The sequence below is a fragment of the Pectobacterium actinidiae genome (genome assembly GCF_000803315.1).
Lineage (GTDB): Bacteria > Pseudomonadota > Gammaproteobacteria > Enterobacterales > Enterobacteriaceae > Pectobacterium > Pectobacterium actinidiae.
Map to the genome: position 1 here is coordinate 3176255 of NZ_JRMH01000001.1, position 24638 is coordinate 3200892.

Annotated in this window: 21 protein-coding genes; 11 read left to right on the forward strand and 10 right to left on the reverse strand. The window is 51.6% G+C overall.

Annotated elements, in window-relative coordinates:
* Positions 1-20: 20 nt before the first annotated feature.
* Together cysS and KKH3_RS13650 are read right to left on the reverse strand one after the other, a co-directional pair.
* Positions 21-1406, reverse strand: coding sequence for a cysteine--tRNA ligase (gene cysS / locus KKH3_RS13645; protein ID WP_039360517.1), 1386 nt, complete (start codon positions 1404-1406; stop codon positions 21-23).
* Between the two features lie 302 nt (positions 1407-1708).
* Entirely contained in the window at positions 1709-2140 is a 432-nt protein-coding gene (locus KKH3_RS13650) for a DoxX family protein (RefSeq protein ID WP_039360520.1), read from the reverse strand.
* A 419-nt stretch (positions 2141-2559) separates the two neighbouring features.
* On the opposite strand from KKH3_RS13650, the gene ppiB reads away from it, so the two are divergent.
* From ppiB to KKH3_RS13680, 6 genes are all read left to right on the forward strand, one after another.
* Positions 2560-3054 carry a peptidylprolyl isomerase B gene (gene ppiB, locus KKH3_RS13655; RefSeq protein ID WP_010280320.1) on the forward strand — a complete coding sequence of 165 codons (495 nt, stop codon included), beginning with the start codon at positions 2560-2562 and terminating at the stop codon, positions 3052-3054.
* 10 nt (positions 3055-3064) lie between these two features.
* Positions 3065-3787: a UDP-2,3-diacylglucosamine diphosphatase gene (lpxH, locus tag KKH3_RS13660; RefSeq protein WP_039360523.1), complete on the forward strand. Its 723-nt coding sequence runs from the start codon at positions 3065-3067 to the stop codon at positions 3785-3787.
* A gap of 190 nt (positions 3788-3977) precedes the next feature.
* Positions 3978-4487, forward strand: coding sequence for a 5-(carboxyamino)imidazole ribonucleotide mutase (gene purE / locus KKH3_RS13665; protein WP_039360526.1), 510 nt, complete (start codon positions 3978-3980; stop codon positions 4485-4487).
* Positions 4484-5554 carry a 5-(carboxyamino)imidazole ribonucleotide synthase gene (gene purK, locus KKH3_RS13670; protein ID WP_039360530.1) on the forward strand — a complete coding sequence of 357 codons (1071 nt, stop codon included), beginning with the start codon at positions 4484-4486 and terminating at the stop codon, positions 5552-5554. The genes purE and purK overlap by 4 nt, the downstream gene beginning before the upstream one ends.
* Before the next feature lie 538 nt (positions 5555-6092).
* The gene (locus KKH3_RS13675) at positions 6093-7382 is read left to right on the forward strand and encodes an HAAAP family serine/threonine permease (RefSeq protein ID WP_039360532.1); all 1290 of its coding nucleotides are present in this window, start codon (positions 6093-6095) and stop codon (positions 7380-7382) included.
* A 193-nt stretch (positions 7383-7575) separates the two neighbouring features.
* Complete coding sequence (locus tag KKH3_RS13680) at positions 7576-8943, forward strand: L-serine ammonia-lyase (RefSeq protein ID WP_039360534.1); 1368 nt, start codon at positions 7576-7578, stop codon at positions 8941-8943.
* Between the two features lie 101 nt (positions 8944-9044).
* Here the strand turns inward: KKH3_RS13680 and KKH3_RS13685 are convergent, their stop codons facing one another.
* From KKH3_RS13685 to KKH3_RS13700, 4 genes are all read right to left on the reverse strand, one after another.
* Complete coding sequence (locus KKH3_RS13685) at positions 9045-9482, reverse strand: helix-turn-helix domain-containing protein (protein WP_010280336.1); 438 nt, start codon at positions 9480-9482, stop codon at positions 9045-9047.
* 131 nt (positions 9483-9613) lie between these two features.
* Entirely contained in the window at positions 9614-10429 is an 816-nt protein-coding gene (gene pstB / locus KKH3_RS13690; protein ID WP_039360536.1) for a phosphate ABC transporter ATP-binding protein PstB, read from the reverse strand.
* Between the two features lie 15 nt (positions 10430-10444).
* Positions 10445-12091 carry a phosphate ABC transporter permease PstA gene (gene pstA / locus KKH3_RS13695; protein WP_039360539.1) on the reverse strand — a complete coding sequence of 549 codons (1647 nt, stop codon included), beginning with the start codon at positions 12089-12091 and terminating at the stop codon, positions 10445-10447.
* Positions 12088-14268: an ABC transporter permease subunit gene (locus tag KKH3_RS13700; RefSeq protein ID WP_039360541.1), complete on the reverse strand. Its 2181-nt coding sequence runs from the start codon at positions 14266-14268 to the stop codon at positions 12088-12090. The genes pstA and KKH3_RS13700 overlap by 4 nt, the downstream gene beginning before the upstream one ends.
* 217 nt (positions 14269-14485) lie before the next feature.
* Here KKH3_RS13700 and ppk1 point away from each other — a divergent pair, with 217 nt between their 5' ends.
* From ppk1 to KKH3_RS13720, 4 genes are all read left to right on the forward strand, one after another.
* Entirely contained in the window at positions 14486-16558 is a 2073-nt protein-coding gene (ppk1, locus tag KKH3_RS13705) for a polyphosphate kinase 1 (RefSeq protein ID WP_039360544.1), read from the forward strand.
* A complete protein-coding gene (gene ppx, locus KKH3_RS13710) occupies positions 16558-18093 on the forward strand; it encodes an exopolyphosphatase (RefSeq protein ID WP_039360546.1) in 1536 nt (511 codons plus the stop codon). Before ppk1 ends, ppx begins: the two co-directional genes overlap by 1 nt.
* A 232-nt stretch (positions 18094-18325) precedes the next feature.
* A complete protein-coding gene (locus KKH3_RS13715) occupies positions 18326-18514 on the forward strand; it encodes a YjfB family protein (RefSeq protein ID WP_039360548.1) in 189 nt (62 codons plus the stop codon).
* A gap of 229 nt (positions 18515-18743) precedes the next feature.
* Positions 18744-18959 carry a YfgG family protein gene (locus tag KKH3_RS13720; RefSeq protein ID WP_039360550.1) on the forward strand — a complete coding sequence of 72 codons (216 nt, stop codon included), beginning with the start codon at positions 18744-18746 and terminating at the stop codon, positions 18957-18959.
* A 259-nt stretch (positions 18960-19218) separates the two neighbouring features.
* Here KKH3_RS13720 and KKH3_RS13725 read toward each other — a convergent pair whose 3' ends face one another.
* On the reverse strand, positions 19219-19644 hold the full coding sequence (locus tag KKH3_RS13725) for an organic hydroperoxide resistance protein (RefSeq protein ID WP_039360552.1): 426 nt from the start codon (positions 19642-19644) through the stop codon (positions 19219-19221).
* Between the two features lie 171 nt (positions 19645-19815).
* Positions 19816-20265 (reverse strand): MarR family winged helix-turn-helix transcriptional regulator, encoded by a 450-nt coding sequence (locus tag KKH3_RS13730; protein ID WP_039360554.1) that lies wholly within the window; start codon positions 20263-20265, stop codon positions 19816-19818.
* Between the two features lie 216 nt (positions 20266-20481).
* Between KKH3_RS13730 and mgtE the strand changes: the two genes are divergently transcribed.
* Positions 20482-21948 carry a magnesium transporter gene (mgtE, locus tag KKH3_RS13735; RefSeq protein WP_039360557.1) on the forward strand — a complete coding sequence of 489 codons (1467 nt, stop codon included), beginning with the start codon at positions 20482-20484 and terminating at the stop codon, positions 21946-21948.
* Positions 21949-22013: 65 nt separating this feature from the next.
* Here mgtE and galK read toward each other — a convergent pair whose 3' ends face one another.
* Together galK and galT are read right to left on the reverse strand one after the other, a co-directional pair.
* A complete protein-coding gene (galK, locus tag KKH3_RS13740) occupies positions 22014-23177 on the reverse strand; it encodes a galactokinase (RefSeq protein ID WP_039360560.1) in 1164 nt (387 codons plus the stop codon).
* 9 nt (positions 23178-23186) lie between these two features.
* Positions 23187-24227, reverse strand: coding sequence for a galactose-1-phosphate uridylyltransferase (gene galT, locus KKH3_RS13745; RefSeq protein WP_039360563.1), 1041 nt, complete (start codon positions 24225-24227; stop codon positions 23187-23189).
* Between the last annotated feature and the right edge of the window lie 411 nt (positions 24228-24638).

A 24638-nucleotide genomic window follows, 5' to 3' on the forward strand; every position in this document is an offset into this window, starting at 1 on the left:
CGTATGCTTGGAAGAAAGCGTTACTTACGACGCCAGATCGTTCCCTGCGGGCCATCTTCAAGCACGATCCCCATTTCATTCAAGCGATCGCGAGCCTGATCTGCCAGCGCCCAGTCTTTCGCCGCACGCGCATCTTTACGCTGCTGGATTAACGCTTCGATTTCTTTCACTTCATCGTCATCCACCTGCACGCCATTTTGCAGGAACTGCTCAGGATCCTGCTCCAGCAGGCCGAGCACGCCGGACAGTTTACGCAGTGCCGATGCCAACTGGTTCGCTGCCAGCACGTCTTCCGTTTTTAGGCGGTTAACTTCACGCGCCATATCAAACAGTACCGAGTAGGCTTCCGGCGTGTTGAAATCGTCGTCCATCGCTTCGCGGAAACGGGCTTCAAACTCGTCACCGCCCTGCGCCGCCACGCTAGCATCCGTTCCACGCAGCGCCGTATACAGGCGATCCAGCGCCGCACGCGCCTGTTTCAGGTTGTCTTCGCTGTAGTTCAACTGGCTACGATAGTGGCCTGACATCAGGAAGTAACGCACGGTTTCCGGATCGTAATACGCCAGCACGTCGCGTACGGTGAAGAAGTTATTGAGCGACTTTGACATCTTTTCGCGGTCAACCATCACCATGCCTGAGTGCATCCAGTAATTCACATACGAGCCGTCGTGTGCACAGCTGGACTGCGCGATCTCGTTTTCGTGGTGCGGGAACATCAAATCTGAACCGCCGCCGTGAATATCAAAATGCGTGCCCAGCTGTTTACAGTTCATGGCAGAACATTCGATGTGCCAGCCAGGGCGCCCTTCCCCCCACGGAGAAGACCAGTGAGGCTCACCCGGCTTGGACATTTTCCACAGCACGAAGTCCATCGGGTTACGCTTCACTTCGGTAATTTCAACGCGCGCGCCAGCCTGCAACTGATCCAGATCCTGACGAGACAGCACACCATAGCCCGGCGCGGTATCAACAGAGAACATCACATCACCATTACTCGCGACATAGGCGTGGCGACGGGCAATCAGCGTTTCCACCATTTCGATGATATCGGCAATATGGTGCGTTGCACGCGGTTCGGCATCAGGGCGCAGAATATTCAATGCATCAAAATCAGCGTGCATCTCTGCGATCATTCGAGTCGTCAGTTGGTCGCTGGTTTCCCCATTCTCTATCGCACGTTTAATAATTTTGTCGTCAATATCGGTGACATTACGCACATACTTCAGTGAATATCCCAGATACCGCAAATACCGCGCCACTACATCAAACGCCACGAAAGTACGCCCGTGACCGATATGACACAGGTCATAAACGGTGATGCCACACACATACATTCCTACCTGACCGGCATGGATGGGTTTAAATTCCTCTTTTTGGCGACTCAGCGTATTAAAAATCTTTAGCATCAGGGCGTTCCAGTGTTTTTATAAAAAATGGTTTTCACAAAAAATGGGCTTCACAAAAACGTGGTCTTAACAAAGACATCGTGTTCACACGATAGGTCGATCACATTCGCTACTCGCGTCAGTAATATCAATGTATTCAGGGTTGATACCCCAACGGCGTATTGAAACCTGAACCCTACTGTATTGCAAGGTTAATAAGAGAGGGAATCGGTGAGAAAGGATAAAAATGAAATGACCCGGAAAATCCGGGCCATTTCACATCATTGGCGATGACTGACAAAAGCCATCCGCTGACAAAAAACTCAGCGCCAACGCGGATTGGACATCACAGAATATTTACCGCTACCGAGCAGAGCAATGGCAATACCGGCAAAGAAGAACACGGCCGTGCCTTCAACACCCCAGGCACCAGTTTTTGCCAGCGTAACAAAACCATCCGGGTGAACCAGCAACGTCGCCACCACCATCGTGAAGGAGAAGATCAACGCAGAAGGACGAGTAAGAATCCCGAGAATCATCAGGATCGGGGTGATAACTTCTCCGACATACACACCGTAACCAATAAAAGCAGGGAGCCCTGCACCAGCCAGCATGCCTTCAATCCCACCAATGCCGCCATGTACCTTGTGCCAGCCATGAAACAGCATCAGAACACTGAAAGACACACGCAAAAACAGCTTGCCAAAATCCGGTTTGTCTAACAGACGATTAACACCATCCAGAATACCCAGCATAGTTCACCTATCTCTTTAGAGTTATTTAGGAAAATAAGAATTACTCCCAGATTAATCTGAGTGATAAAAAAAGAATACGTTGATTATGCAAAACATTGATCTGAGGCAAAAAAAATCTCATTCAAATTAATTAACTGTCATTCTATTAATTAATCAATTTATTTGTTTTTAAAAGTCCATCCTGCCTGATTAACGCCTCGTTGCGCAATCTTCTGTAGCACACGCCTTTCCTGATAACGGCCAAAATCAGCGTAGTACACATTTTTATACGATTTTCCCATTCAGCCAACCGCCAACATCTGCACGGTAATCGCGAAGTACTGACTCAATCGACCAGTTATGCTATAACAGCGCTCTTGTTGTTCACTGTATTTTGTGAACTGCACTCTTATCACTAAGGCTATCTAGGGTTCATTATTATGATTACGCTTCATACCAACCACGGCGATATCGTTATTAACACGTTTGCAGACAAAGCGCCGGTTACCGTAGAAAACTTCCTGAACTACTGTCGCAGCGGTTTTTATGACAACACGATTTTTCACCGCGTGATTAATGGTTTTATGATTCAGGGCGGCGGCTTCGCTCCCGGCATGGATCAGAAAGAAACCAATGCGACAATCAAAAATGAAGCCAACAACGGCCTGAAAAATACCCGTGGCACGCTGGCGATGGCACGTACTAACGATCCGCACTCTGCGACTGCCCAGTTCTTTATCAACCTCGTTGATAACGATTTCCTGAACTTCCGTTCAGAGCGTGCCGATGGCTGGGGCTACTGCGTTTTCGCTGAAGTCACCGAAGGCATGGACGTTGTTGATAAAATCAAAGGCGTTGCTACCGGCCGCAGCGGCATGCACCAGGATGTACCGAAAGAAGACGTGGTGATTACCCACGTAACGGTCAGCGAATAATCCTGCCTGCATGGCAACGTTGTTTATTGCCGATCTGCATTTAAGTGTTCATGAACCGGCGATTACCGCCGGTTTTCTGCGTTTTTTACGCCATGATGCGATCCATGCCGATGCGCTGTACATACTTGGCGACCTGTTCGACGCCTGGATTGGTGACGACGATCCCCAGCCGCTACATGCCACTGTCGCTAAGGAACTGCATGCCTTACATCAGCGCGGCATCCCCTGCTATTTCGTGCACGGTAACCGTGATTTTCTGATCGGTAAGCGTTTCGCCAAGCAAAGCGGAATGACACTGCTGCCGACAGAAACGGTGCTCAATCTCTACGACCAAAAGATCCTCATTCTGCATGGTGATACCTTGTGCACTGACGATCGGCATTATCAGCAATTCCGCCGTCGGGTACACAACCCCTTTATTCAATGGCTATTCCTGCGGTTGCCTTTATCGATGCGTCTGAAGATCGCGGCGAAAATGCGGGCCACCAGTCAGCACGAAAACCAGAAAAAATCGCAGCAAATTATGGATGTTAATCACCATGCCGTGATTGAACGCTTACAGCATTATCAAGTGGAGACGATGATCCACGGCCACACGCACCGCCCGGCCATTCATCAAGTCGAGCTTGGTGAGTCTTCTGGTCGTCGCGCCGTTCTCGGTGCCTGGCATGAAGAAGGGTCGATGATTAAGGTCACACCACAAAATATCGAACTGATTTCCTTCCCATTTTAATGCGTTTCCTGCCATTGACTTAACGGTCGCTCGCCTTATTCCCCCTTCATTTCCGCATACGCAACCGTTTTCCTCGCCATAATGGCGTGGTATGCTCTACGCCCTCAACGTCAGGCCCTCCCTGTCTGGCAGACGTAAATGCGTCACGAACACGTACAATTACAGGTACAACCACAGGAGCATTACAGGCATGTCATCCAACGTTGCCCCGGCTAAAATTGCCATCATCATGGGTTCAAAGAGTGACTGGGCCACCATGCAGTTTGCTGCGGAAATCCTCACCACGCTGAACATTCCTTTTCATACCGAAGTCGTTTCCGCACACCGGACGCCGGACAAGCTATTCAGCTTCGCAGAGCAAGCAGCACAGAACGGTTTTGATGTGATTATCGCGGGCGCAGGCGGCGCAGCACACCTGCCGGGTATGCTGGCAGCAAAAACGCTGGTTCCCGTGCTTGGCGTGCCGGTACAAAGCTCAACGCTGAGCGGGGTAGACAGCCTGTATTCCATCGTCCAAATGCCTCGTGGTATCCCGGTCGGCACGTTGGCGATTGGCAAAGCGGGCGCTGCGAATGCGGCTCTGCTGGCCGCACAAATTCTTGCCCTGCATGATAATGGCATCGCCACCCGATTGGCAGACTGGCGTCAGGCGCAAACCGATGATGTCCTCTCTCATCCCGATCCGCGGGAGGAGGCATGAAACCGGTCTGCGTATTAGGCAATGGTCAATTGGGCAGAATGCTGCGCCAGGCTGGTGAACCGCTAGGCATTGCGGTTTACCCCGTCGGGCTGGATGCAGAGCCGGAATCAGTTCCGTTCCATAATAGTGTCATTACCGCCGAGATCGAACGCTGGCCGGAAACCGCCCTCACCCGCGAGTTAGCCGAGCACACAGCGTTTGCGAACCGCGATATTTTCCCGCGTCTGGCCGATCGCCTGACGCAAAAGCAGTTGCTGGACTCGCTGAATCTGGCAACGGCCCCTTGGCAACTGCTGGCTAGCGCCGAGGAATGGCCACACGTCTTCGCCTCATTAGGCGAGTTAGCAATCGTTAAACGTCGTGTCGGTGGTTACGATGGCCGTGGACAATGGCGCTTGCGCGAGGGCGAACAGCAGACATTGCCCGCAGACTGCTACGGCGAGTGTATCGTTGAGAAAGGCATTAACTTTTCCGGCGAAGTTTCGCTAGTGGGTGCCCGCAATGCGCACGGCAAATGTGTGTTCTACCCGCTCACTCATAACCTGCATCAAGATGGCATTCTGCGCACCAGCGTGGCGTTCCCTCAACCCGATCCGCAGTTGCAACAGCAGGCAGAGCAGATGCTGTCTGCAATAATGAATGCGCTGGGTTATGTCGGCGTGATGGCGATGGAATGCTTTATTGTCGGCGACCACCTGCTCATTAACGAGTTGGCTCCACGCGTACACAATAGCGGGCATTGGACGCAAAATGGCGCGTCGATCAGCCAGTTTGAATTGCACCTGCGCGCTATTCTGGACTTGCCGCTGCCGGTACCGGTTGTCGAAACGCCGTCGGTAATGGTCAATCTGATCGGCACTGACGTGAATATCGACTGGCTGGCGCTGCCGCTGGTACATCTGCACTGGTATGAGAAAGACGTTCGTCCTGGCCGCAAAGTTGGACATCTCAATCTGCCGTCGTCGGACACCGCACAGTTGCAACGCACGCTGCAATCGCTGGCTCCTCTCTTGCCAGAGGAATACCACAGCGGTCTGGCGTGGGCAGAAGAAAAGCTCACTGCCTGACAGATTAGTGACCGTTATCCGGCAGGTTGCAATCTGCCGGATAACGCTTATCGAATAACAACGCATCGGGTTGTGATGCGATGCAACAGCAGGAACCGTACTATCGACAGATCCACGAAAGAGAAAAACCATCATTACGCGTGACATCAGCAAAATTGCGTTTATTATTTCATCTGCTCTTTATTTTATTTATTGTTCATTTTTCATCACCCAGCAATTAAATAAAGTATCAATAACGAGCCGTTAAAAATATTAAAAATAAAGTATCAAAATTGATATTTAAATTTGCGCGGAAATTTATTAAAATATTTCCCGTCAATTCATTTCTGTGATCGCCTCAATATTATTCGCTGACCACCACGATATAGAATGCCGCCACAAAACAGTATTGACCTGCTGACATAATTAGCAACATGTCTTGTTCATTTTTCAAACTCTGTAACGGCAACTTGCCGATACTGTAATTTTTATAATCCACATCATGTGGCAATACTCTTGTAACGGGGTATTAATATGTTCACCGAGGAGAAATCAGTATATGAGCACCATTCAAGATAGCAGCCAGGTGTTAGAACAGGCTTCAGGATGGCGTAAAAGCGACACCGTCTGGATGCTGGGCCTCTATGGCACGGCTATCGGCGCTGGCGTATTATTCTTACCTATCAATGCGGGTATTGGTGGACTAATTCCGTTAATTATCATGGCACTGATTGCCTTCCCGATGACATATTATTCTCACCGTGCCTTATGCCGTTTTGTATTATCCGGCAAGAAAGGCGGCGAAGATATTACCGAAGTTGTTGAAGAACATTTCGGCGTCGGCGCAGGTAAATTAATCACTTTACTTTATTTTTTCGCTATTTATCCGATTCTATTAGTTTATAGCGTCGCCATCACCAATACGGTAGATAGCTTTATTACTCACCAATTACATCTGCCTTCTCCGCCGCGTGCCGTGCTGTCATTAATATTGATTCTCGGGCTAATGTTTATTGTTCGCTTCGGTGAAGCAATGATCGTTAAGGCAATGAGCATTCTGGTTTATCCTTTTGTTGCCGTACTGATGTTGCTGGCGCTTTATTTAGTTCCGAACTGGAATACCTCTGTTTTTGAGAATATTTCTCTGAGTTCCAGCATCACGGGCAACGGTCTGTTGGCGACATTATGGCTGGCAATTCCGGTGATGGTCTTCTCCTTCAACCACTCACCAATCATCTCCTCTTTCGCCGTTGCCAAACGTAAAGAATATGGTGATGACGCAGAGAAAAAATGTTCACGCATTCTGTCTTACAGCCACATCATGATGGTGCTGACCGTGATGTTCTTCGTCTTCAGCTGTGTACTGAGCCTTTCTCCGGCTGAGCTGATGGAAGCGAAAGCACAGAACATTTCTATTCTGTCCTATCTGGCGAACCACTTTAACAACCCGGTAATCGGCTATCTGGCTCCGGTTATTGCCACCATCGCGATCTCTAAATCGTTCCTGGGTCACTACCTGGGCGCTGGCGAAGGTTTTAACGGTATGATCGTGAAAACCCTACGTAGCAGAGGCAAAACCATTTCCCACACCAAACTGAACCGCATCACGGCGCTGTTCATGCTGATCACCACCTGGATTGTTGCGACGAAGAACCCAAGCATTCTCGGTATGATCGAAACGTTGGGCGGCCCGATTATCGCCTGCCTGCTGTTCCTGATGCCGATGTACGCCATCCAGAAAGTCCCAGCGATGAAGAAATACAGCGGCCACATCAGCAACGTCTTTGTCACCCTGATGGGACTGATCGCTATTTCCGCCATTGTTTACAGCCTGCGCGATCTGCTGTAAGCCCCCACGCTACTTTAACGCCGATACGTTATTTTCTAGCCATACCCTAAATAATTCGAGTTGTAGGAAGGCGGCAACCACACGAATCCCCAGGAGCTTACATAAGTAAGTGACTGGGGTGAGTGAGGGAAGCCAACGCACATACGGCTTGAAGTATGACGGGTATGCGGCGTTTTTTTTCAAGGAAATCGCTATGGTCAGCGTATTTGATATCTTCAAAATCGGTATCGGCCCGTCCAGTTCTCATACCGTCGGCCCAATGAAAGCGGGTAAAATGTTCACTGACGATCTGGTGAATCGCGCGCTTATCTCATCGGTGACACGCATCGTCGTTGATATTTACGGCTCACTCTCCCTGACGGGGAAAGGGCACCACACCGATATCGCCATCATTATGGGGCTCGCAGGTAACCTGCCAGATAGAGTAAATATCGATAGTATTCCGGCGTTTATTCAACAGGTGAAAGACACGCAGCGGCTGCCGATGCTCAACGGTCAGTATGAGGTCAGCTTCCCGCTGGAATCCTCCCTGCGTTTCCAACCTGAGAACCTGCCGTTGCACGAAAACGGCATGACTATTCGCGCGTATAATCAACAAGAACTGGTCTATAGCAAAACGTATTACTCCATTGGGGGGGGATTCGTCGTCGATCAGGAAAACTTCGGCAAACCCAATCTGGCAGAGGAAAGCGCACCCTACCCGTTCTTTTCTGCCCAGAAACTGCTGCAACCCTGTCACGATCACTGCCTGTCTTTATCCGCCATCGTCCTGAAAAACGAGATTGCGATGCATGGACGGGAAGCGCTTGAGCATTATTTTGCCGATGTGTGGAAAACCATGCAGGACTGCATGCATCGCGGCATGAATACCGAAGGCGTGTTACCTGGCCCATTGCGTGTTCCGCGCCGTGCATCGGCACTGCATCGCCTGCTGTTCATTAACGATCGTTTTTCTAACGACCCGATGGATGCGATGGACTGGGTTAATATGTTCGCGATGGCCGTATCAGAAGAAAATGCGGCTGGCGGACGTGTCGTCACCGCACCAACTAACGGGGCGTGCGGCATTATCCCCGCCGTACTGGCCTATTACGATCGCTACGTTCAACCCGTCACCCCAGAATCTTACCTGCGCTACTTCCTGGCATCCGGAGCTATCGGCATGCTCTACAAAATGAACGCGTCTATTTCCGGTGCCGAAGTGGGCTGTCAGGGAGAAGTCGGTGTGGCCTGCTCGATGGCCGCAGCCGGTCTGGCTGAGTTGCTCGGCGCGAACCCTGAACAAGTCTGCATCGCGGCGGAAATCGGCATGGAGCATAATCTGGGACTGACCTGTGACCCGGTAGCCGGTCAGGTTCAGGTGCCGTGCATTGAACGCAACGCCATCGCCTCCGTGAAGGCGATCAACGCCGCTAGAATGGCAATGCGCCGCACCAGCGAGCCACGTGTATCTCTGGATAAGGTCATTGAAACCATGTATGAAACTGGCAAAGACATGAACGCCAAGTACCGTGAAACGTCTCGTGGGGGATTGGCGATTAAAGTGGTTTTGTGCGAATAGAGAAGACTAGAGCAACCTTGTCGCGTTAAGTGCCTGACAGATCAACGCGACAATCGGGGATTAGGCATAAGGGTTAATGCGAGTAACTCCGCATTAGCCCTTTATTTTTTATCGCTTTCAGGCAGCGACCAGACAATGTTGTTTTCAGCCGCCGCGATGTACCAGTCCACGGTACTGTTAGCCGGTTTTTTGATATTTTCATGCTTGGTGAGCGCTTTGGCAGGAAACGTAGCGGCCTTCTTTCTGATACGCAGCGGCGTCTGTTTTTTCTCACCGCTAATCTGTGCATGGAAGGATTCCACTTCGGCATCGAAAAGCACGCCTTCAATCTGATGCAAACGATTCAATCCACGCAGAATAGAAAGCAGGCTACTCAGCGTAATGGATTCGCCCATTTCTGCACGCTTGATCGTCGCAATCCCTAGCCCTGCCCGTTCGGCGAGATCGACCTGCGATAGACGTTGCTGAATTCTGGAGTCTTTTATTCTCCGGCACAGCTCGGTAATAATTTCGCCTTCGTTCATGGTACTGAATTTCATCTTACCCGCCACTTGCCAGAGTCAAAAGATTTGCGCGCATTTTATCATCAATTTTTCAAATGGCACGGACAATTGATGAACGGTATCCATAATTTTCTTAGGTCATTAAAACGTAGTGGTCTGATGAAATTTCACCCAAAACGCCCGGTAATATAATCCTCCGTGCGGCGCTGCGCCGGAGAAGTGAACAGATCGTCCGTACGATTGTATTCGATCAGTTTGCCCTGATTGATAAACGCGGTGTAATCAGACACGCGAGCCGCCTGCTGCATGTTGTGCGTCACCAGCACCAGCGTGAAATGCTGCTTTAGCGTTCCCATCAGCTCTTCAACAATCAGCGTAGAAATCGGGTCGAGCGCGGAGGTCGGTTCATCCAGCAACAACACTTCCGGCTCAATGGCGATCGCCCGGGCGATGACCAGGCGCTGCTGCTGCCCGCTGGATAGCGTCAGCGCGTTGTCGCTCAATCGATCCTTTACCTCATGCCAAAGTGCCGCCGCCCGCAGCGCATGCTCAACGGCATCATCCAGAAAACGGCGATCGCGCAGTCCCTGCAACCTCAGGCCATAAATCACATTTTCATAGATCGATTTGGGAAACGGATTCGGCCGTTGAAAAACCATACCGACCCGACGGCGCAACGTGGCAACATCCAACTGTGGGTCGTTGATAGGCATCCCGTTCAGCCAGATATCGCCTTCGGTGCGGCAGTCGTCCACCAGATCGTTCATGCGATTAAAGCAGCGTAACAGCGTAGATTTGCCACAGCCCGACGGCCCAATCAGCGCCGTCACCTGATTCTTAGGAATGCGAATCGAAATATCGTTCAGAGCCTGTTTATTGCCATAGTACAGATTCAGATGTTCCACGGTTAACGTCGTCTGCTCATCACTCAGTTGATGAACATCAGGCAACGGTGCCATCTCCTTTTGTGTCATAAATCCCATAACTTCATCCTACTTTCAGAGTGATAACGAACGATATTTCTCACGCAAAACATGGCGAATGCCAATCGCCGCAAGGTTCAACCCAACCACAATCAACACCAGCAGCAGTGCGGTGATGTACACCAGCGGCCTTGCGGCTTCTACGTCTGGGCTTTGGAAAGCCAGATCGTAGATTTGGAATCCCAGATGCATAAATTTTCGCTCAAGATGCAGATAAGGGAAAATGTCATCAACCGGTAACACGGGAACTGACTTCACCACACCAACCAACATCAGCGGTGCGGTTTCTCCTGCGGCACGCGCCACGGCGAGAATTAAGCCCGTCATCATCGCGGGAACCGCCATCGGCAGCACAACGTGCCACAGCGTTTCAGCTTTGGTCGCTCCCAGCGCTAATGAACCGTGGCGCACGGACATAGGAATGCGCGACAGCCCTTCCTCCGTCGCCACAATCACCACTGGCAGCGTCAGCAGTGCCAGCGTCAGCGACGCCCACAGCAGCCCCGGCGTACCAAACGTCGGATTCGGCAGCGCTTCAGAATAGAACAGTTGGTCCAACGTGCCGCCGATGAGATACACAAAAAAACCTAACCCGAACACGCCATAAACAATGGAAGGCACCCCAGCCAGATTGACAACGGCAATCCGCACCCAGCGCGTTAAGCTGTTTTTCCCCGCGTACTCATGCAGATAAACCGCAGCAATCACCCCTAGCGGCATCACGATAATAGACATCAACACCACCATCAGCACCGTGCCAAAAATGGCGGGGAAAAGGTGGCCCGCGCTGTTGCTGTCCGGCGAATAGTGCACCAACATGAATTTCGCCTGCTCGCCCCAGTGGCTGACTTTCTCCCACAGGTTCATCGCATTTGGATACCAGGCCTGTTCAATGTCCCTGAGCGGAATAAGATGGACGCTGCCGTTCGCGTCGCGTAGCTGTACGGTATCGCGATTAATCTCCAGATTGAGTAAAGTTAACTGGTGCGACAGCTCATCGAAGCGGCGTTGCAGCTCAATACGTTCAGCCTGAAGGCGCGCTAACGCCTGATTATCCAGCGTATTGGCCTGCTGCCGCTTTTTCTCTTCCAGCCGCAGCGCCTCAAACTGCTGGTTGATCTTCGCCATCTCCCCCATGCGGATGGCCTGCGTCTTCGCGAGCAACCCCTGCACCTGCTGGACGCGATGCTGTAACGTGGCGGGGAAATCCGTCGCCACCAGCGGCTGCTCACCCTCCAACATGCCAGCCAGATAACCATAGGCCGTACCATTATTGGTACGCTTCAACACCAGAATGTCGGCAGGTTTATCAAAGCGAACAATGTCGCGCGACAGCAGCGCACGAAAGCTCTGCCCATAGATTTCACGCTGGCCAATTTTGATCAAATAACGGGTTTCAGCGTCACCGGGCGAAGAGGACAAACCGGCCTGTTCCAACTGCTGGGACGAAAGCGTCTGCTCCGCATAAATTTCCCCCATCAGCGCACGCTGTACACCGTGTTCAGGCTGCAACGTCAGCAGCCAAACGGGTTGCGGCCACAGATAGCGCATCCCCTGCCCGGCCAACAGCACGATGATCGTCAGCATCGCCAGCAGGCTAATCGAAATGGACGATGCGGTCAGCCACACCCAGGGCCTTCCCGAACGGAACCAGCGCGTCACGCGTTTTCTCCTTCATCACGGTAGCGTTGGCGTAAGCGCTGTCGGATAGTTTCAGCCAGCGTGTTCACGATAAACGTGAAAACAAATAGCGTTAATGCCGTTAAAAACAGCACCCGATAGTGACCGCTGTTCGTCACCGCTTCCGGCATTTCAATCGCGATATTCGCCGCCAGCGAACGCAGCCCCTGAAGCAGCCCCTCATCCATAATCGGCGTATTACCCGTCGCCATGAGCACAATCATGGTTTCCCCCACGGCGCGACCAAAACTCAGCATCAACGCGGCGAAAATTCCAGCACTGGCGGACGGCAGCACGACACGCCACAGGGTTTGCCACGCCGTCGCCCCCAGCGCCAACGATCCCTGACTTAAGCGAGCCGGTACGCTGAACAACGCATCTTCCGCCAGCGAAAAAATCAGCGGGATCAGCGCGAAGCCGAGAGCAACGCCCGCCACCAGCGTATTGCGTTGAACAAAATCATCGCCTAACCACTGATATAGCGGCTGTCCCAATACGGCGATTTCGATAGGCGGCGCAAGCCAACAGCCAGCCACAAATGTCAGCGAAATGGCGGGGATAAGGAATAGCACGTCCCAGCCCATAGGGAAACGGGCGCGCCAGCGCGTCGGCAGGCACTCAATCAGCCAGCCGCAGCCAAGCACGACTAGCATCCATAAAATCGGCATGACCAGAATGGCTGACAGATACGTCGCAAAATGCGGAGCCAGCCAAATGGCCGCAATCAGGCCGACAACCACCGTCGGCAGCGCGCCCATGATTTCCAGCGTGGGTTTAATCCAGCGTCGCAACGTCGGCGACATAAAACAGGCGGTATAAATCGCGGCGGACAGCGCCAGCGGTGTCGCAAAGAGCATGGCGTAAATCGCCGCTTTCATCGTGCCTAACATCAGCGGCATCATACTGAATTTGGCCTGATAGCTGTCATCCGCCGACGTGGATTGCCAGATATAGGCAGGCTCCGGGTAGTTTTCGTACCACAGCTTTTGCCACAGCCCGCGCCAGCCAATATCGGGATACGGGTTATCAACCTGATAGCGATGCCAGCCCTGCGCCGTTTCAACCAGCATGGCAGATCCGTGCGGCGAAAACGCCAGCCCCTGCGCATGAGCCGGTAACGTCTGCGTCAGCAGCGCATGCGACTGCTTGCTGGCAAACAGCGACAGTTCGCCCTGAGCGTTCAATGTGGCAAAGACTCGCCGCTGCGCCTCCGTTGCCAACAACACCGATTCGCCCACAACGTGCGGAAACTGACGAATCTCTGTCAGCGTCGCGCCCTTTTCGCTCGGCACGTCAAACCATTGGCTAATCTGCCCGTCAGCAGCCTGTACCAGCAGCGATCGTCCACCAGACAACAGTGCCAGATGCAGAGGTTCCGCCAGTTGTAACTGACGCTGTTCCCGCAGCGTCACCGCGTTCGCCTCCACCTGCCACAGCGTTAATGTCTTACCGCTGAGCACATAGACTTGCTGCCCGTCTGGCGTCAGCAGCAGTTGGTTAATCATCCCCGCCGGAAGCGTAATCTGCGCCCGTTGCCGTACGCCATTGTTATCAACCTCGGCAATAATCAAGGCATTTTCCTGCCCGATCGCCGCCACAACAGCCTGCTTTTCACCCACCGCAGCCATTGCCAAATGACGCAGCGGCTGCGCCGGTAACCCAAGCGAATACGCCTGCTCACCCAGCGGATACTCCCAGACAGGAGAATGATTTTCCGTACGTGACACCATACGTGACAATATAGGCTGAACGAAAATCAGGCGGCCATCAGGCTGACTCAGGGCATAAATCTGTCGCTCCCCCTGACTCTGCGCCAGCAAACTCAGCGCGGGCACCAGTTGAATACGCGACATCGGCTGGTTTTCCGCAAACGAAATAAACTCGCCATAGCCCTGACGGTCGATGCGAAACCCAATTTGCCCGTTGTCGCTCAGTCCCAGCGCCAGTGACGGCTCCGCACTGTGGCGCTGTACCGTTTTATGGCCGTTAATGGTGGGAGAAAGGAACAGTGGCGTCACCACATACAGCAGATAGAAGAAAATTAACAGCAGCATAGCCAAAACCAGCAGCCCGCTGCCCGCAACAATGCGGTGAGTCAAACGATCGACCCACGCTCGTCGACGATCTCGATACTGTGATGTGTTGACTATTTTTACCATTGTTCTCGCCGTTAGAGTGAAGCCGCCAGAGTCGTGTTGCTAACGTATTGCGGGTAGCATATGTTGCCTTTACGCCCATAATATGACAATGGTAAGTCTGTCTATGAATTAGATTTTATCGTCATCAACACGCCATAATGTTGTTGTACCCTATCTCCACAGCAGAAGGGTATGAATATTGGATGAACCTTCAGTACATGAGTTGAGCGGAGTGACAATGGGTCAGGACAAACTCTACATAGAGAAAGAATTAAGTTGGTTATCCTTTAATGAACGAGTACTTCAGGAAGCAGCAGATAAAAGCAACCCGTTAATCGAACGCATGCGCTTTCTGGGCATCTACTCCAGCAACCTTGATGAATTTTATAAAGTCCGTTTTGCCGATTTGAAAAGACGCATTCTGATTAACGAAGAACAAGGTCTGGACGGCAATCTGCGACATCTTTTAGGCAAAATTCAGGCGCGCGTACTCAAAACTGATCAAATCTTCGATAGCCTGTACAATGAGTTACTGCTGGAGATGGCGCGTAACCAGATTTTTCTGGTCAATGAACGTCAGGTTTCCCCTACTCAGCAAGAGTGGCTGAGGGACTACTTCCGACAATATTTGCGTCCGCATATCACGCCAATACTCATCTTTAACGAAACCAATCTGGTTGAGTTTCTGAAGGATAGCTATACCTATCTTGCTGTCGAAATTATTCGTGGCGACGAGATCAGCTACGCATTGCTTGAAATTCCTTCGGATAAAATACCGCGCTTCGTCAACCTGCCAGCAGAAGCGCCGCGCCGTCGTAAGACCATGATCCTCATCGATAACATTCTGCGTTATTGTCTGGATGACATCTTCAAGGGCTTCTTTGATTATGACGCGCTGAATGCGTACTCCATGAAAATGACGCGCGATGCAGAATACGATCTGGTTACGGAGATGGAGTCCAGCCTGCTGGAGTTGATGTCTTCCAGTCTGAAACAGCGCTTAACCGCGGAGCCGGTGAGATTTGTGTATCAGCGCGACATGCCGGATGCCATGGTCGAAATGCTACTGGAGAAACTGGGTATCTCTTCCTATGACTCCGTTATCCCCGGTGGGCGTTATCATAATTTCAAAGACTTTATTTCTTTCCCGAACGTCGGACGTGCCAATCTGGTCAATAAGCCCTTGCCACGTCTGCGGCACACCGGATTCAACCATTTTCGCAATGGGTTTGATGCGATCCGTGAGCGCGATGTTCTGCTCTATTACCCGTACCATACCTTCGAGCACGTATTGGAACTGCTGCGACAAGCCTCTTTCGACCCTAACGTGCTGTCCATCAAAATCAACATTTACCGCGTCGCCAAAGACTCGCGCATTATTAATTCGATGATCCACGCGGCACATAACGGCAAGAAAGTGACGGTAGTGGTAGAGCTACAGGCACGCTTTGACGAAGAAGCAAACATCCATTGGGCCAAGCGCCTGACGGAAGCTGGTGTACACGTCATTTTCTCTGTACCTGGGCTGAAGATTCACGCCAAGCTGTTCCTGATTTCCCGCCGCGAAGGGGAAAACATCGTGCGTTACGCGCATATCGGCACCGGTAACTTCAACGAGAAAACCGCCCGTCTGTATACGGATTACTCGCTGTTGACCGCCGACGAGCGCATTACCAACGAAGTCCGTCGCGTCTTCAACTTCATTGAAAACCCCTACCGCCCGGTCAGCTTCGAGCACCTGCTGGTGTCACCGCAAAACTCCCGCGACAAGCTTTACCAACTGATCAATACCGAGATCGAAAACGCGCTGGCGAATCGTGATGCAGGCATTACGCTTAAGGTAAATAATCTGGTGGATAAAGGGCTGGCGGAAAAGCTGTATCAGGCTTCGTCTGCGGGCGTGAAAATTAATCTGCTGGTACGCGGCATGTGCTCACTGATCCCTAATTTGCCGGGGATCAGCGAAAATATTCAGGTCATCAGTATTCTTGACCGCTATCTGGAACACGATCGGGTGTATGTCTTCAACAACGGCGGGGACAAGAAAGTCTACCTCTCTTCCGCAGACTGGATGACACGCAACATTGATTATCGCATTGAAGTCGCAGTGGAAATTCTGGATCCCATTTTGAAAAACCGCGTGCTGGAAACGCTGGATATTCTGTTCAGCGATACGGTGAAAGCCCGTGTCATTGATAAAGAATCGAGCAACCGCTATGTCTCACGCGGCAACAAGCGTAAAGTACGCGCGCAAAATGCCATTTACGACTACATCAAGGCGTTGGAGCAACCTGGAGATAAGCCTGAATAATGCCGTTAACGAACAATGAAAAAACCGAGATAAAGCCGCAAGAATTCGCGGCTATCGACCTGGGCTCCAATAGTTTTCACATGGTGATCGCACGCGTGGTAAACGGTGCGCTTCAGGTATTGGGGCGTTTAAAACAGCGAGTACATCTGGCCGACGGGCTGGACAGCAAAAACATGCTCAGCGAAGAAGCTATTCAACGCGGCCTGAGCTGTCTGGCGCTGTTTGCTGAACGCCTGCAAGGCTTCCCTGCCATGAACGTTTCTATCGTCGGAACGCACGCGCTGCGTCAGGCGGCTAACGCGCAGGAATTTTTGCGCCGCGCGGCGGACATCATTCCCTATCCGATAGAGATCATTTCTGGCCATGAAGAAGCCCGCCTGATTTTTATGGGCGTGGAGCATACACAGCCGGAAAAAGGCCGCAAGCTGGTCATCGATATCGGCGGTGGTTCTACCGAGCTGGTTATCGGTGAAGATTTCGAGCCGATGCTGGTAGAAAGCCGTCGTATGGGGTGCGTCAGCTTCGCACAGCAATTTTTCCCGAATGGTGAAATTAGCGAAGCCAACTTCAAGCGCGCCCGGTTGGCCGCAGCGCAAAAGCTGGAAACGCTGTCCTGGGAATACCGCATATACGGCTGGAAATTCGCCCTCGGTGCGTCTGGAACGATCAAAGCCACGCATGAAATTCTGGTGGAGATGGGAGAGAAAGACGGCCTGATTACCCCCGAGCGACTGGAAATGCTACGCACGCAAATCTTGCAGTTTAAGCACTTCAAAGCGCTGAGTCTGCCGGGTCTGTCCGAAGATCGTCAGTCAGTGCTGGTGCCCGGTCTGGCTATTCTGTGTGGTATTTTTGATGCGTTGGCAATCAAAGAATTACGTCTGTCCGATGGTGCGCTGCGCGAAGGCGTGCTGTACGAAATGGAAGGGCGTTTCCGCCATCAGGATATTCGTATCCGTACCGCGCAGAGTCTGGCGACCCATTACAATATCGACCGCGAGCAGGCGCGACGCGTACGGGAAACCACGCAGCAGCTTTATGCGCAGTGGGCAGAGCAAAATCCTAATCTGGTGCATCCACAGCTTGAGGCTATTTTAAACTGGGCTTCTATGCTGCATGAAGTGGGATTAGGCATTAACCATAGCGGCATGCACCGTCATTCCGCTTACATTCTGCAAAATACCAATCTGCCCGGCTTCAATCAGGAGCAGCAGCTTGTCCTGTCAATGATCGTACGGTTGCACCGTAAAGCGATCAAGCTGGAAGAATTGCCGCGGTTGAACCTGTTCAAAAAGAAACAGTATTTGCCCATGATACAACTCTTGCGCCTCGCCACGCTGTTGAATAACCAGCGTCAGGCAACGACAACGCCGGAATCGTTACGGCTGCAAACTGATGACAACTACTGGACACTGACGTTCCCACGCGACTTCTTTACCAACAACACGCTGGTACAGCTGGATTTGGAACGAGAACAGGAATATTGGCAGGACGTCACAGGCTGGAAGCTGATGATTGAGGAAGAAAAAACCTGACTGATGAAAACGTTACGTGGGAATCCGAGCCTGCACCGGACGGTGCCGTAGCGCAAAATCGCGCAGCGGTGCTGGTCGGTTAGGGCTGATTAACGTAAAGTTTACAGAGATGGGGCCGATACCAAAATGATGGCTGGCGAGAATTTTTCGCCAACGTCGTGCAACCTCGGTGGAAAGGCGCGCTTCCTTTCCATACCGGATATCAATCCAACTCAGTGTTAAGGAGAGTGAAATGGATGTATCACAGATTGCATCACTCGCGACCGACCTCAGCAACATGCGTACCAGCAATGAGGCCAGTGCGCTTGTGCTGAAAAAAGCGCTCGATAGCCAAGAGGCTGTTGCTTTAGGTATTTTGCAGGCATTACCACCTCTGCCAGCAAATCCGGCGATTGGGCGTAACGTCAATACCACGGCGTAATTCCCTTGTACTACACAACCCGCTTATCCGTTTTTGAGCGGGTTTTTTGCTGATTCCCTTTTAATGCCCTTTCCTTTTCACACCGGCCTCTAACGTCTCTCTCCTTGCACCGAACGTGCGAAAACCGGATCGACCATCATCTTTTTCACTGAGGTACATTGACCTCGCCTACTGCTTGTGCCTAAATAAACAACAGCGAATGTTCGCTTTTATAGAGGATTAACTGGTAATGTCCACGCTTACCCACAGACGACGATTATCGATACGCCCGCGACGAAGTGGCTCTCGGATCGCCCGTGCTGTTTTACTCATCAGCTTCATCATTCTTTTAGGCCGTTTTGCCTACTCCACCATTACCGCGTTTGGTCATCATCAAGACAAACAGCAGCAGCGTGCTGAACAATTACTGCTTCCTGCCAACGTACTCGCCAATCAGAAAGAATAGCGCTTAACCAATCCGTTCCTTATATTCTCTTGTTCTTCATCAGGCTTGTTGCCTTCCTATTGCTGCGCCTGTCATTCATGCCCGTTGTCATTCAGGTGATGCCATACCAATAAAAAAACGTCGGGAACGTTTTTCTACGTTGCGTAGCAACGGCCCGAAGGGTGACGGACGAGGATATCCGTCATAAAAAAAACGGCAGTGCGAATCCTCCGCAGCCACCGTTTTCATCAACCAACAGTACGTTTGTTTCAAACCGGACTTAGACGATAGTCAGAGTCACGTCGATGTTGCCGCGCGTTGCATTGGAATATGGGCAAACAATATGGGCTTTCTGCACTAAATCTTCAGCCACGGCGCGATCCAGGCCCGGCAGGGAAATTTTCAACTCAACTTCGATACCAAACCCGGTCGGGATGGCACCGATACCTACGCTACCATTTACCGTGGTATCAGCCGGGACCGCGATTTTGTCACGCGCACCGACAAATTTCATCGCGCCAAGGAAACAGGCAGAATAGCCCGCGGCGAACAGCTGCTCTGGGTTCGTCCCTTCACCGCCTGCGCCACCCAGCTCACGTGGGGTCGTCAATTTAATATCAACCGCGTTATCGGAAGACACCGCACGACCATCACGACCACCGGTGGCCTGAGCATGAGCAACGTATAATACTTTTTCAATAGACATAATGTGACTCCAGATAGTTAGGAATGGCCTAAGAGAGTGTAGATGTGACTCAGACGTCACTTAAATAGCGAAAAATTAAATCGCGAACTACTTATTTATTTAAAAAAACGACGTCGATAAGATGACGCTGGCTAACTGATTTCGCGGTGCGCAAGGCAATCGCGAGTATCTTCAAAGATGCTCAATCAGATTCTTACGCAGCGTCTCTAAATCTTTTTTGATCGTCTGCAACTGGTCAAGATGGCATTCCGTCGCGCAAAACACGCTTTCAGGAATCTCTCGAGCCTGTTGCTGAAGTGCTCGTCCTGCTTCAGTTAACCCGACCAGCACCTGACGTTCATCTTCTGTTCCTCGATTACGTACCACTAAGCCTGCGCTTTGTAAGCGCTTGAGCAACGGCGTTAGCGTGGCAGAATCAAGATACAGACGCTCGCCTAGCTCAGACACCGTCAAACCATCACGCTCCCACAGCACCAGCATCACCAGATATTGGGGATAGGTCAGATTCAATTCAGACAGCAAACGACGATACAGTTTATTCATCGCCAAATTGGCTGAATACAGTGCGAAGCACAGCTGTCCATCCAGTTTGTAAGCGTTATCGTTCATCGTCTCTGCCATCGGTATCGGTTACGTTTCTGGAACTGACTATATATCGCCCAAAACTAAGTAGCAAGCGATTTAATAATTCGTTAGATAAAAATGCATCAAAAACACGTCTGGGTACTATCGCATACCTTTCAAACGGCGATTCGCCAGTATTCCTATTCTTAATCTACTGATTTTGCGCTACGTTTAATAAAACACGGATAAAAAACAGATCGAGCATAAAACATTATGTCGAGTGTAAAAAAACTTACCGACCTCCGGCGCCGCATCTCCCTTCTGCTGTTGGAAAATAAAGAACTGGTTGAAGATATTATCAACCGGCAGCCGCGCTTGACGGAACGCGACGGCGGTGACACGGCGTTAAGTAACAAAATCGGGCTGCGTGACAAAAGTATCCTGCTCGATCAAACCGCAGAAATCAGCGAGCTTATCATCGGGCTACATGCCGCTGACCTTGCCGATTTGCTGGAGTCTTTACCGCAGGATGAACGTCTGGCGCTATGGCGACTTATCCCGATAGCGAAGCGCGGCCACGTGTTGATTGAGGCCTCTGACAGCATTTCTGACGATCTGATCGGCGATATGCAGGACAAAGAAATCCTGAGAGCGGTTCGGATACTGGATGTCGACGAGCAGGCTCAGCTGTCGCGCCTCGTTCCTCGTCATCTGCTGGGCAGAATACTGACGTCGCTTGAGCCGAAGCAGCGCGCGCAGCTACGCGCCGCCATCAATTATGATGAAGACTGTCTCGGCCACATGATGGATTTCAAGCTCATCACCGTGCGCGCCGATGTTACGCTCGCGACCGTACAGCGCTATCTGCGCTACCGCAAAAAGATCCCCAATTCCACCGATAAGCTGTTTGTTACCGATCGTAAGAACACGCTGATCGGCGAGCTGTCGCTGGCCAGTATCCTGCTCCACTCGCCCCAGGCTCTGGTTACTGACGTCATGGATGCTCAACCGTTGAGGTTCCAGCCTGAAGATAAAGTCGAAGAGGCCGCAGGGGCTTTTGAACGTTACGATTTAATTTCCAGCGCCGTGGTCGATAGCAAAGGGAAACTCATGGGACGCCTGACGATTGAGGACATCTTCGACGTTGTAAACCGGGAAAGCGACAGCAATCTGCGGCGTTCAGGGGGGTTAACACCTTCTGAAGATGTCTACGCACCTGTGTATAAATCGTTCCGCAACCGCTGGGCATGGCTGGCTATCAATCTTTGTACGGCACTTATTGCCTCACGGGTCATCGGCCTGTTTGAACATACGTTGTCCCATTTGGTGGCGCTGGCGACGCTCATGCCGATTGTTGCCGGAATCGGCGGAAATACCGGCAACCAGACGATCACCATGATTGTGCGTGCACTGGCGTTGCATCAGCTTGAACACGGCAAGAAATCGTACCTGCTGCTAAAAGAATTAGGCGTTGCGCTGGTAAACGGGGTGATATGGGGCACGATTATGGGCGTGGTAACCTTCCTACTTTATGGCAACGCCGCAATGGGTGGCGTGATGATGCTGGCGATTCTGCTGAACTTGCTGCTCGCCGCGTTGATGGGCGTCGCTATCCCGCTGATCATGATGAAACTCGGCCGCGATCCGGCCATCGGCTCCAGCGTCATGATCACTGCCATCACCGATACCGGTGGTTTCTTTATCTTTCTTGGACTAGCAACGCTGCTTCTGCTTCCTTAAGTATATGAATGTAAAAAAGGGTTTTATGAATAAAACCCTTTTTACCTGCCATTACCGGACGAGGCTTAACTCACACGCCCTGCACCGCCGGATGCCTGACACAGATAGATCGACGGCTGAAGCCCGGTGCGTGCCGGATATTCACGTTCAATCACCTGTTTAACTTCGTCAGTCAGCGCCGAAGGAATAAGGGCAACGATGCAGCCACCGAAACCGCCGCCGGTCATACGCACACCGCCCCGCTCACCAACATACTCCTGAATCAGATCCACCAGCGCATCAATCGGGGGCACGGTAATTTCAAAATCATCGCGCATGGAGACATGCGATTCGGCCATCAACATAAACAAACGGTGTGCATCCTGGCGTGCCAGCGCATCGGCCGCTTCCAGCGTACGACGGTTTTCGGTAATAACATGCCGCGCACGGCGTACCGCCACCGGATCCAGTCCCTCGATTCCGGCTTCAAATTGCGACAGTGAAACATCGCGCAGCGCCTTGACGTTAAAGTGACGCGCCGCCGATTCACACTGTTGGCGGCGTGTGTTGTATTCGCTATCCACCAGCCCACGACGCACGTTAGAATTCACGATCAGGACGTCAACGCCATCGAGCATACGCACAGAGCGACCTTCCAGGGAGCGACAATCGATCAACAGCGCCTGACCGACACGCCCTTGAGCGGAAATAAACTGATCCATAATACCGCAGCTACAGCCGACAAAATCGTTTTCCGCCTGCTGACCATTCAACGCCACATCCAACTGGCTGATATCCAGATCATTCAGCTCTTTAAACGTCTGCCCGATAGCCACTTCCAGCGAGGCCGACGAGCTTAGCCCTGCGCCAGAAGGCACATTACCGGAGACCACCATATCCATGCCGGTGAGCGGCAGGCCGCGCGCCAGCAAAAATTTCACCGTTCCACGAATATAGTTCGCCCAGGTATAGTCCGGGTGAGGCACAATCTCTTTGGCGAGATCGAATTCATCCTGCTGGTTGTCAAAATCCACCGCCACCACCCGTACGATACCATCCTGGCGTACCGCCGCGCTGACTACCGTCTGGTAATCGATAGCACAAGGCAAGACAAAACCATCGTTATAGTCGGTGTGCTCACCAATCAGGTTGACCCGGCCGGGAGCCTGAATAGCCGCGTGCGGCGCATAGCCAAATAATCGGACAAAAACAGACTCGGTTAACTGACGTAGAGAATCAATACGGCTCATAAAATGACCTCAAATTTGCTCACGAAAATGGATATCACTCACGCTGCGTAAACGTTCAGCGGCCTGCTCTGCCGTCAGATCACGCTGTGCCTCAGCCAGCATTTCATAGCCGACCATAAATTTGCGCACGCTGGCGGAACGTAATAACGGGGGATAAAAATGGGCATGTAGCTGCCAGTGTGTAATGTCATCCCCCTTGAACGGCGCGCCATGCCACCCCATCGAATAGGGGAATGAGCATTGGAACAGGTTGTCGTAACGGCTGGTCAGCTTTTTCAGGATCAGCGCCAGACAGTCACGCTGAACGTCATTTAGCTGTGGCAACCGCTGTACGGCGAACTTGGGCAGTACCAGCGTTTCAAACGGCCACGACGCCCAGTAAGGGACAACCGCCAACCAGTGATCCGTTTCCACTACGATGCGCGAACCGTCAGCCTGTTCGCGGCGAACGTAGTCCAGCAGTAGCGGCGAACCGTGACGGGAGAAATAGTCTCGCTGCTGCTCATCTTCACGCTGTACTTCGTTCGGCAGAAAATCGTTAGCCCAAACCTGCCCGTGCGGATGGGGATTGGAGCACCCCATCATCGTCCCTTTATTCTCAAAGACCTGAACCCACGGATATCGCTTGCCCAGCTCTTCAGTCTGTTCGCTCCACGTCTCGATCACCGCTTTCAACGCTGGCAGCGAAAGCTGTGGCAGACTTTTGCTGTGATCGGGAGAAAAACAGATTACGCGGCTGACGCCACGAGCTTGCTGAACACGGAAAAGCTCATCATCGCCCGATGGTGCATCCGGCGTGTCCTCCATCAGAGCTGAAAAGTCATTCGTAAAAACAAAGGTGCCCTGATAGTGCGGATTGATATCGCCAGTAATCCGTTTATTGCCCGCACATAGGTAGCAGGTCGGATCGTAAGGCGGCGGCGTAGAACGATCCGGTTCATCCTGCTGACCCTGCCAGGGGCGCTTTGCGCGATGCGGAGAAACCAGAATCCATTCGCCTTTCAGTGGATTAAAACGGCGGTGCGGATGTTCAGTTGGCTCAAACTGCATAAGCTATTCCTCAATACAAAATATACATTCGGTACAGCAGCGGGCACCATCGCAGCCAATTGTATGGCGCTAACAGCCCGTCAGCGGCCTGGAAAAGGCATCAGGTCAGTCTGTAAACATAGCCAGAGAAACACCTGAATGTAATCAGTTTCACTCTATGTTATGGATAAAATAGCTGTAATAATGCTGAATACCGATAGCTTGCTATCGTTTATCTATCACACGAGTGTAATCGGTTACCCTAAATTTAAACCTCAGACTGGTATTTTGGAAGAGAGAAATAGCCGATGATTGTTGATAGCGATCACATAAGTACGGTCTGGATCAAAAAGGAAGCGTGGTCGGATAGGTAACATCCCCCAAAAACCTGTACATTTATAAATATAAGTAATCGATTTTTCTTTTAACTTG

Excerpts from the sequence above, each read along its gene's own strand:
- cysS (WP_039360517.1), bottom strand. The coding sequence starts at position 1,406 with ATGCTAAAGATTTTTAATACGCTGAGTCGCCAAAAAGAGGAATTTAAA.
- KKH3_RS13685 (WP_010280336.1), bottom strand. The coding sequence starts at position 9,482 with ATGAAATTCAGTACCATGAACGAAGGCGAAATTATTACCGAGCTGTGC.
- mgtE (WP_039360557.1), top strand. The coding sequence starts at position 20,482 with ATGTCGAGTGTAAAAAAACTTACCGACCTCCGGCGCCGCATCTCCCTT.
- pstB (WP_039360536.1), bottom strand. The coding sequence starts at position 10,429 with ATGGGATTTATGACACAAAAGGAGATGGCACCGTTGCCTGATGTTCAT.
- purK (WP_039360530.1), top strand. The coding sequence starts at position 4,484 with ATGAAACCGGTCTGCGTATTAGGCAATGGTCAATTGGGCAGAATGCTG.
- KKH3_RS13715 (WP_039360548.1), top strand. The coding sequence starts at position 18,326 with ATGGATGTATCACAGATTGCATCACTCGCGACCGACCTCAGCAACATG.
- galK (WP_039360560.1), bottom strand. The coding sequence starts at position 23,177 with ATGAGCCGTATTGATTCTCTACGTCAGTTAACCGAGTCTGTTTTTGTC.
- ppx (WP_039360546.1), top strand. The coding sequence starts at position 16,558 with ATGCCGTTAACGAACAATGAAAAAACCGAGATAAAGCCGCAAGAATTC.
- purE (WP_039360526.1), top strand. The coding sequence starts at position 3,978 with ATGTCATCCAACGTTGCCCCGGCTAAAATTGCCATCATCATGGGTTCA.
- KKH3_RS13720 (WP_039360550.1), top strand. The coding sequence starts at position 18,744 with ATGTCCACGCTTACCCACAGACGACGATTATCGATACGCCCGCGACGA.
- ppk1 (WP_039360544.1), top strand. The coding sequence starts at position 14,486 with ATGGGTCAGGACAAACTCTACATAGAGAAAGAATTAAGTTGGTTATCC.
- KKH3_RS13725 (WP_039360552.1), bottom strand. The coding sequence starts at position 19,644 with ATGTCTATTGAAAAAGTATTATACGTTGCTCATGCTCAGGCCACCGGT.
- galT (WP_039360563.1), bottom strand. The coding sequence starts at position 24,227 with ATGCAGTTTGAGCCAACTGAACATCCGCACCGCCGTTTTAATCCACTG.
- KKH3_RS13680 (WP_039360534.1), top strand. The coding sequence starts at position 7,576 with ATGGTCAGCGTATTTGATATCTTCAAAATCGGTATCGGCCCGTCCAGT.
- KKH3_RS13650 (WP_039360520.1), bottom strand. The coding sequence starts at position 2,140 with ATGCTGGGTATTCTGGATGGTGTTAATCGTCTGTTAGACAAACCGGAT.
- KKH3_RS13730 (WP_039360554.1), bottom strand. The coding sequence starts at position 20,265 with ATGGCAGAGACGATGAACGATAACGCTTACAAACTGGATGGACAGCTG.
- ppiB (WP_010280320.1), top strand. The coding sequence starts at position 2,560 with ATGATTACGCTTCATACCAACCACGGCGATATCGTTATTAACACGTTT.
- lpxH (WP_039360523.1), top strand. The coding sequence starts at position 3,065 with ATGGCAACGTTGTTTATTGCCGATCTGCATTTAAGTGTTCATGAACCG.
- KKH3_RS13675 (WP_039360532.1), top strand. The coding sequence starts at position 6,093 with ATGAGCACCATTCAAGATAGCAGCCAGGTGTTAGAACAGGCTTCAGGA.
- KKH3_RS13700 (WP_039360541.1), bottom strand. The coding sequence starts at position 14,268 with ATGGTAAAAATAGTCAACACATCACAGTATCGAGATCGTCGACGAGCG.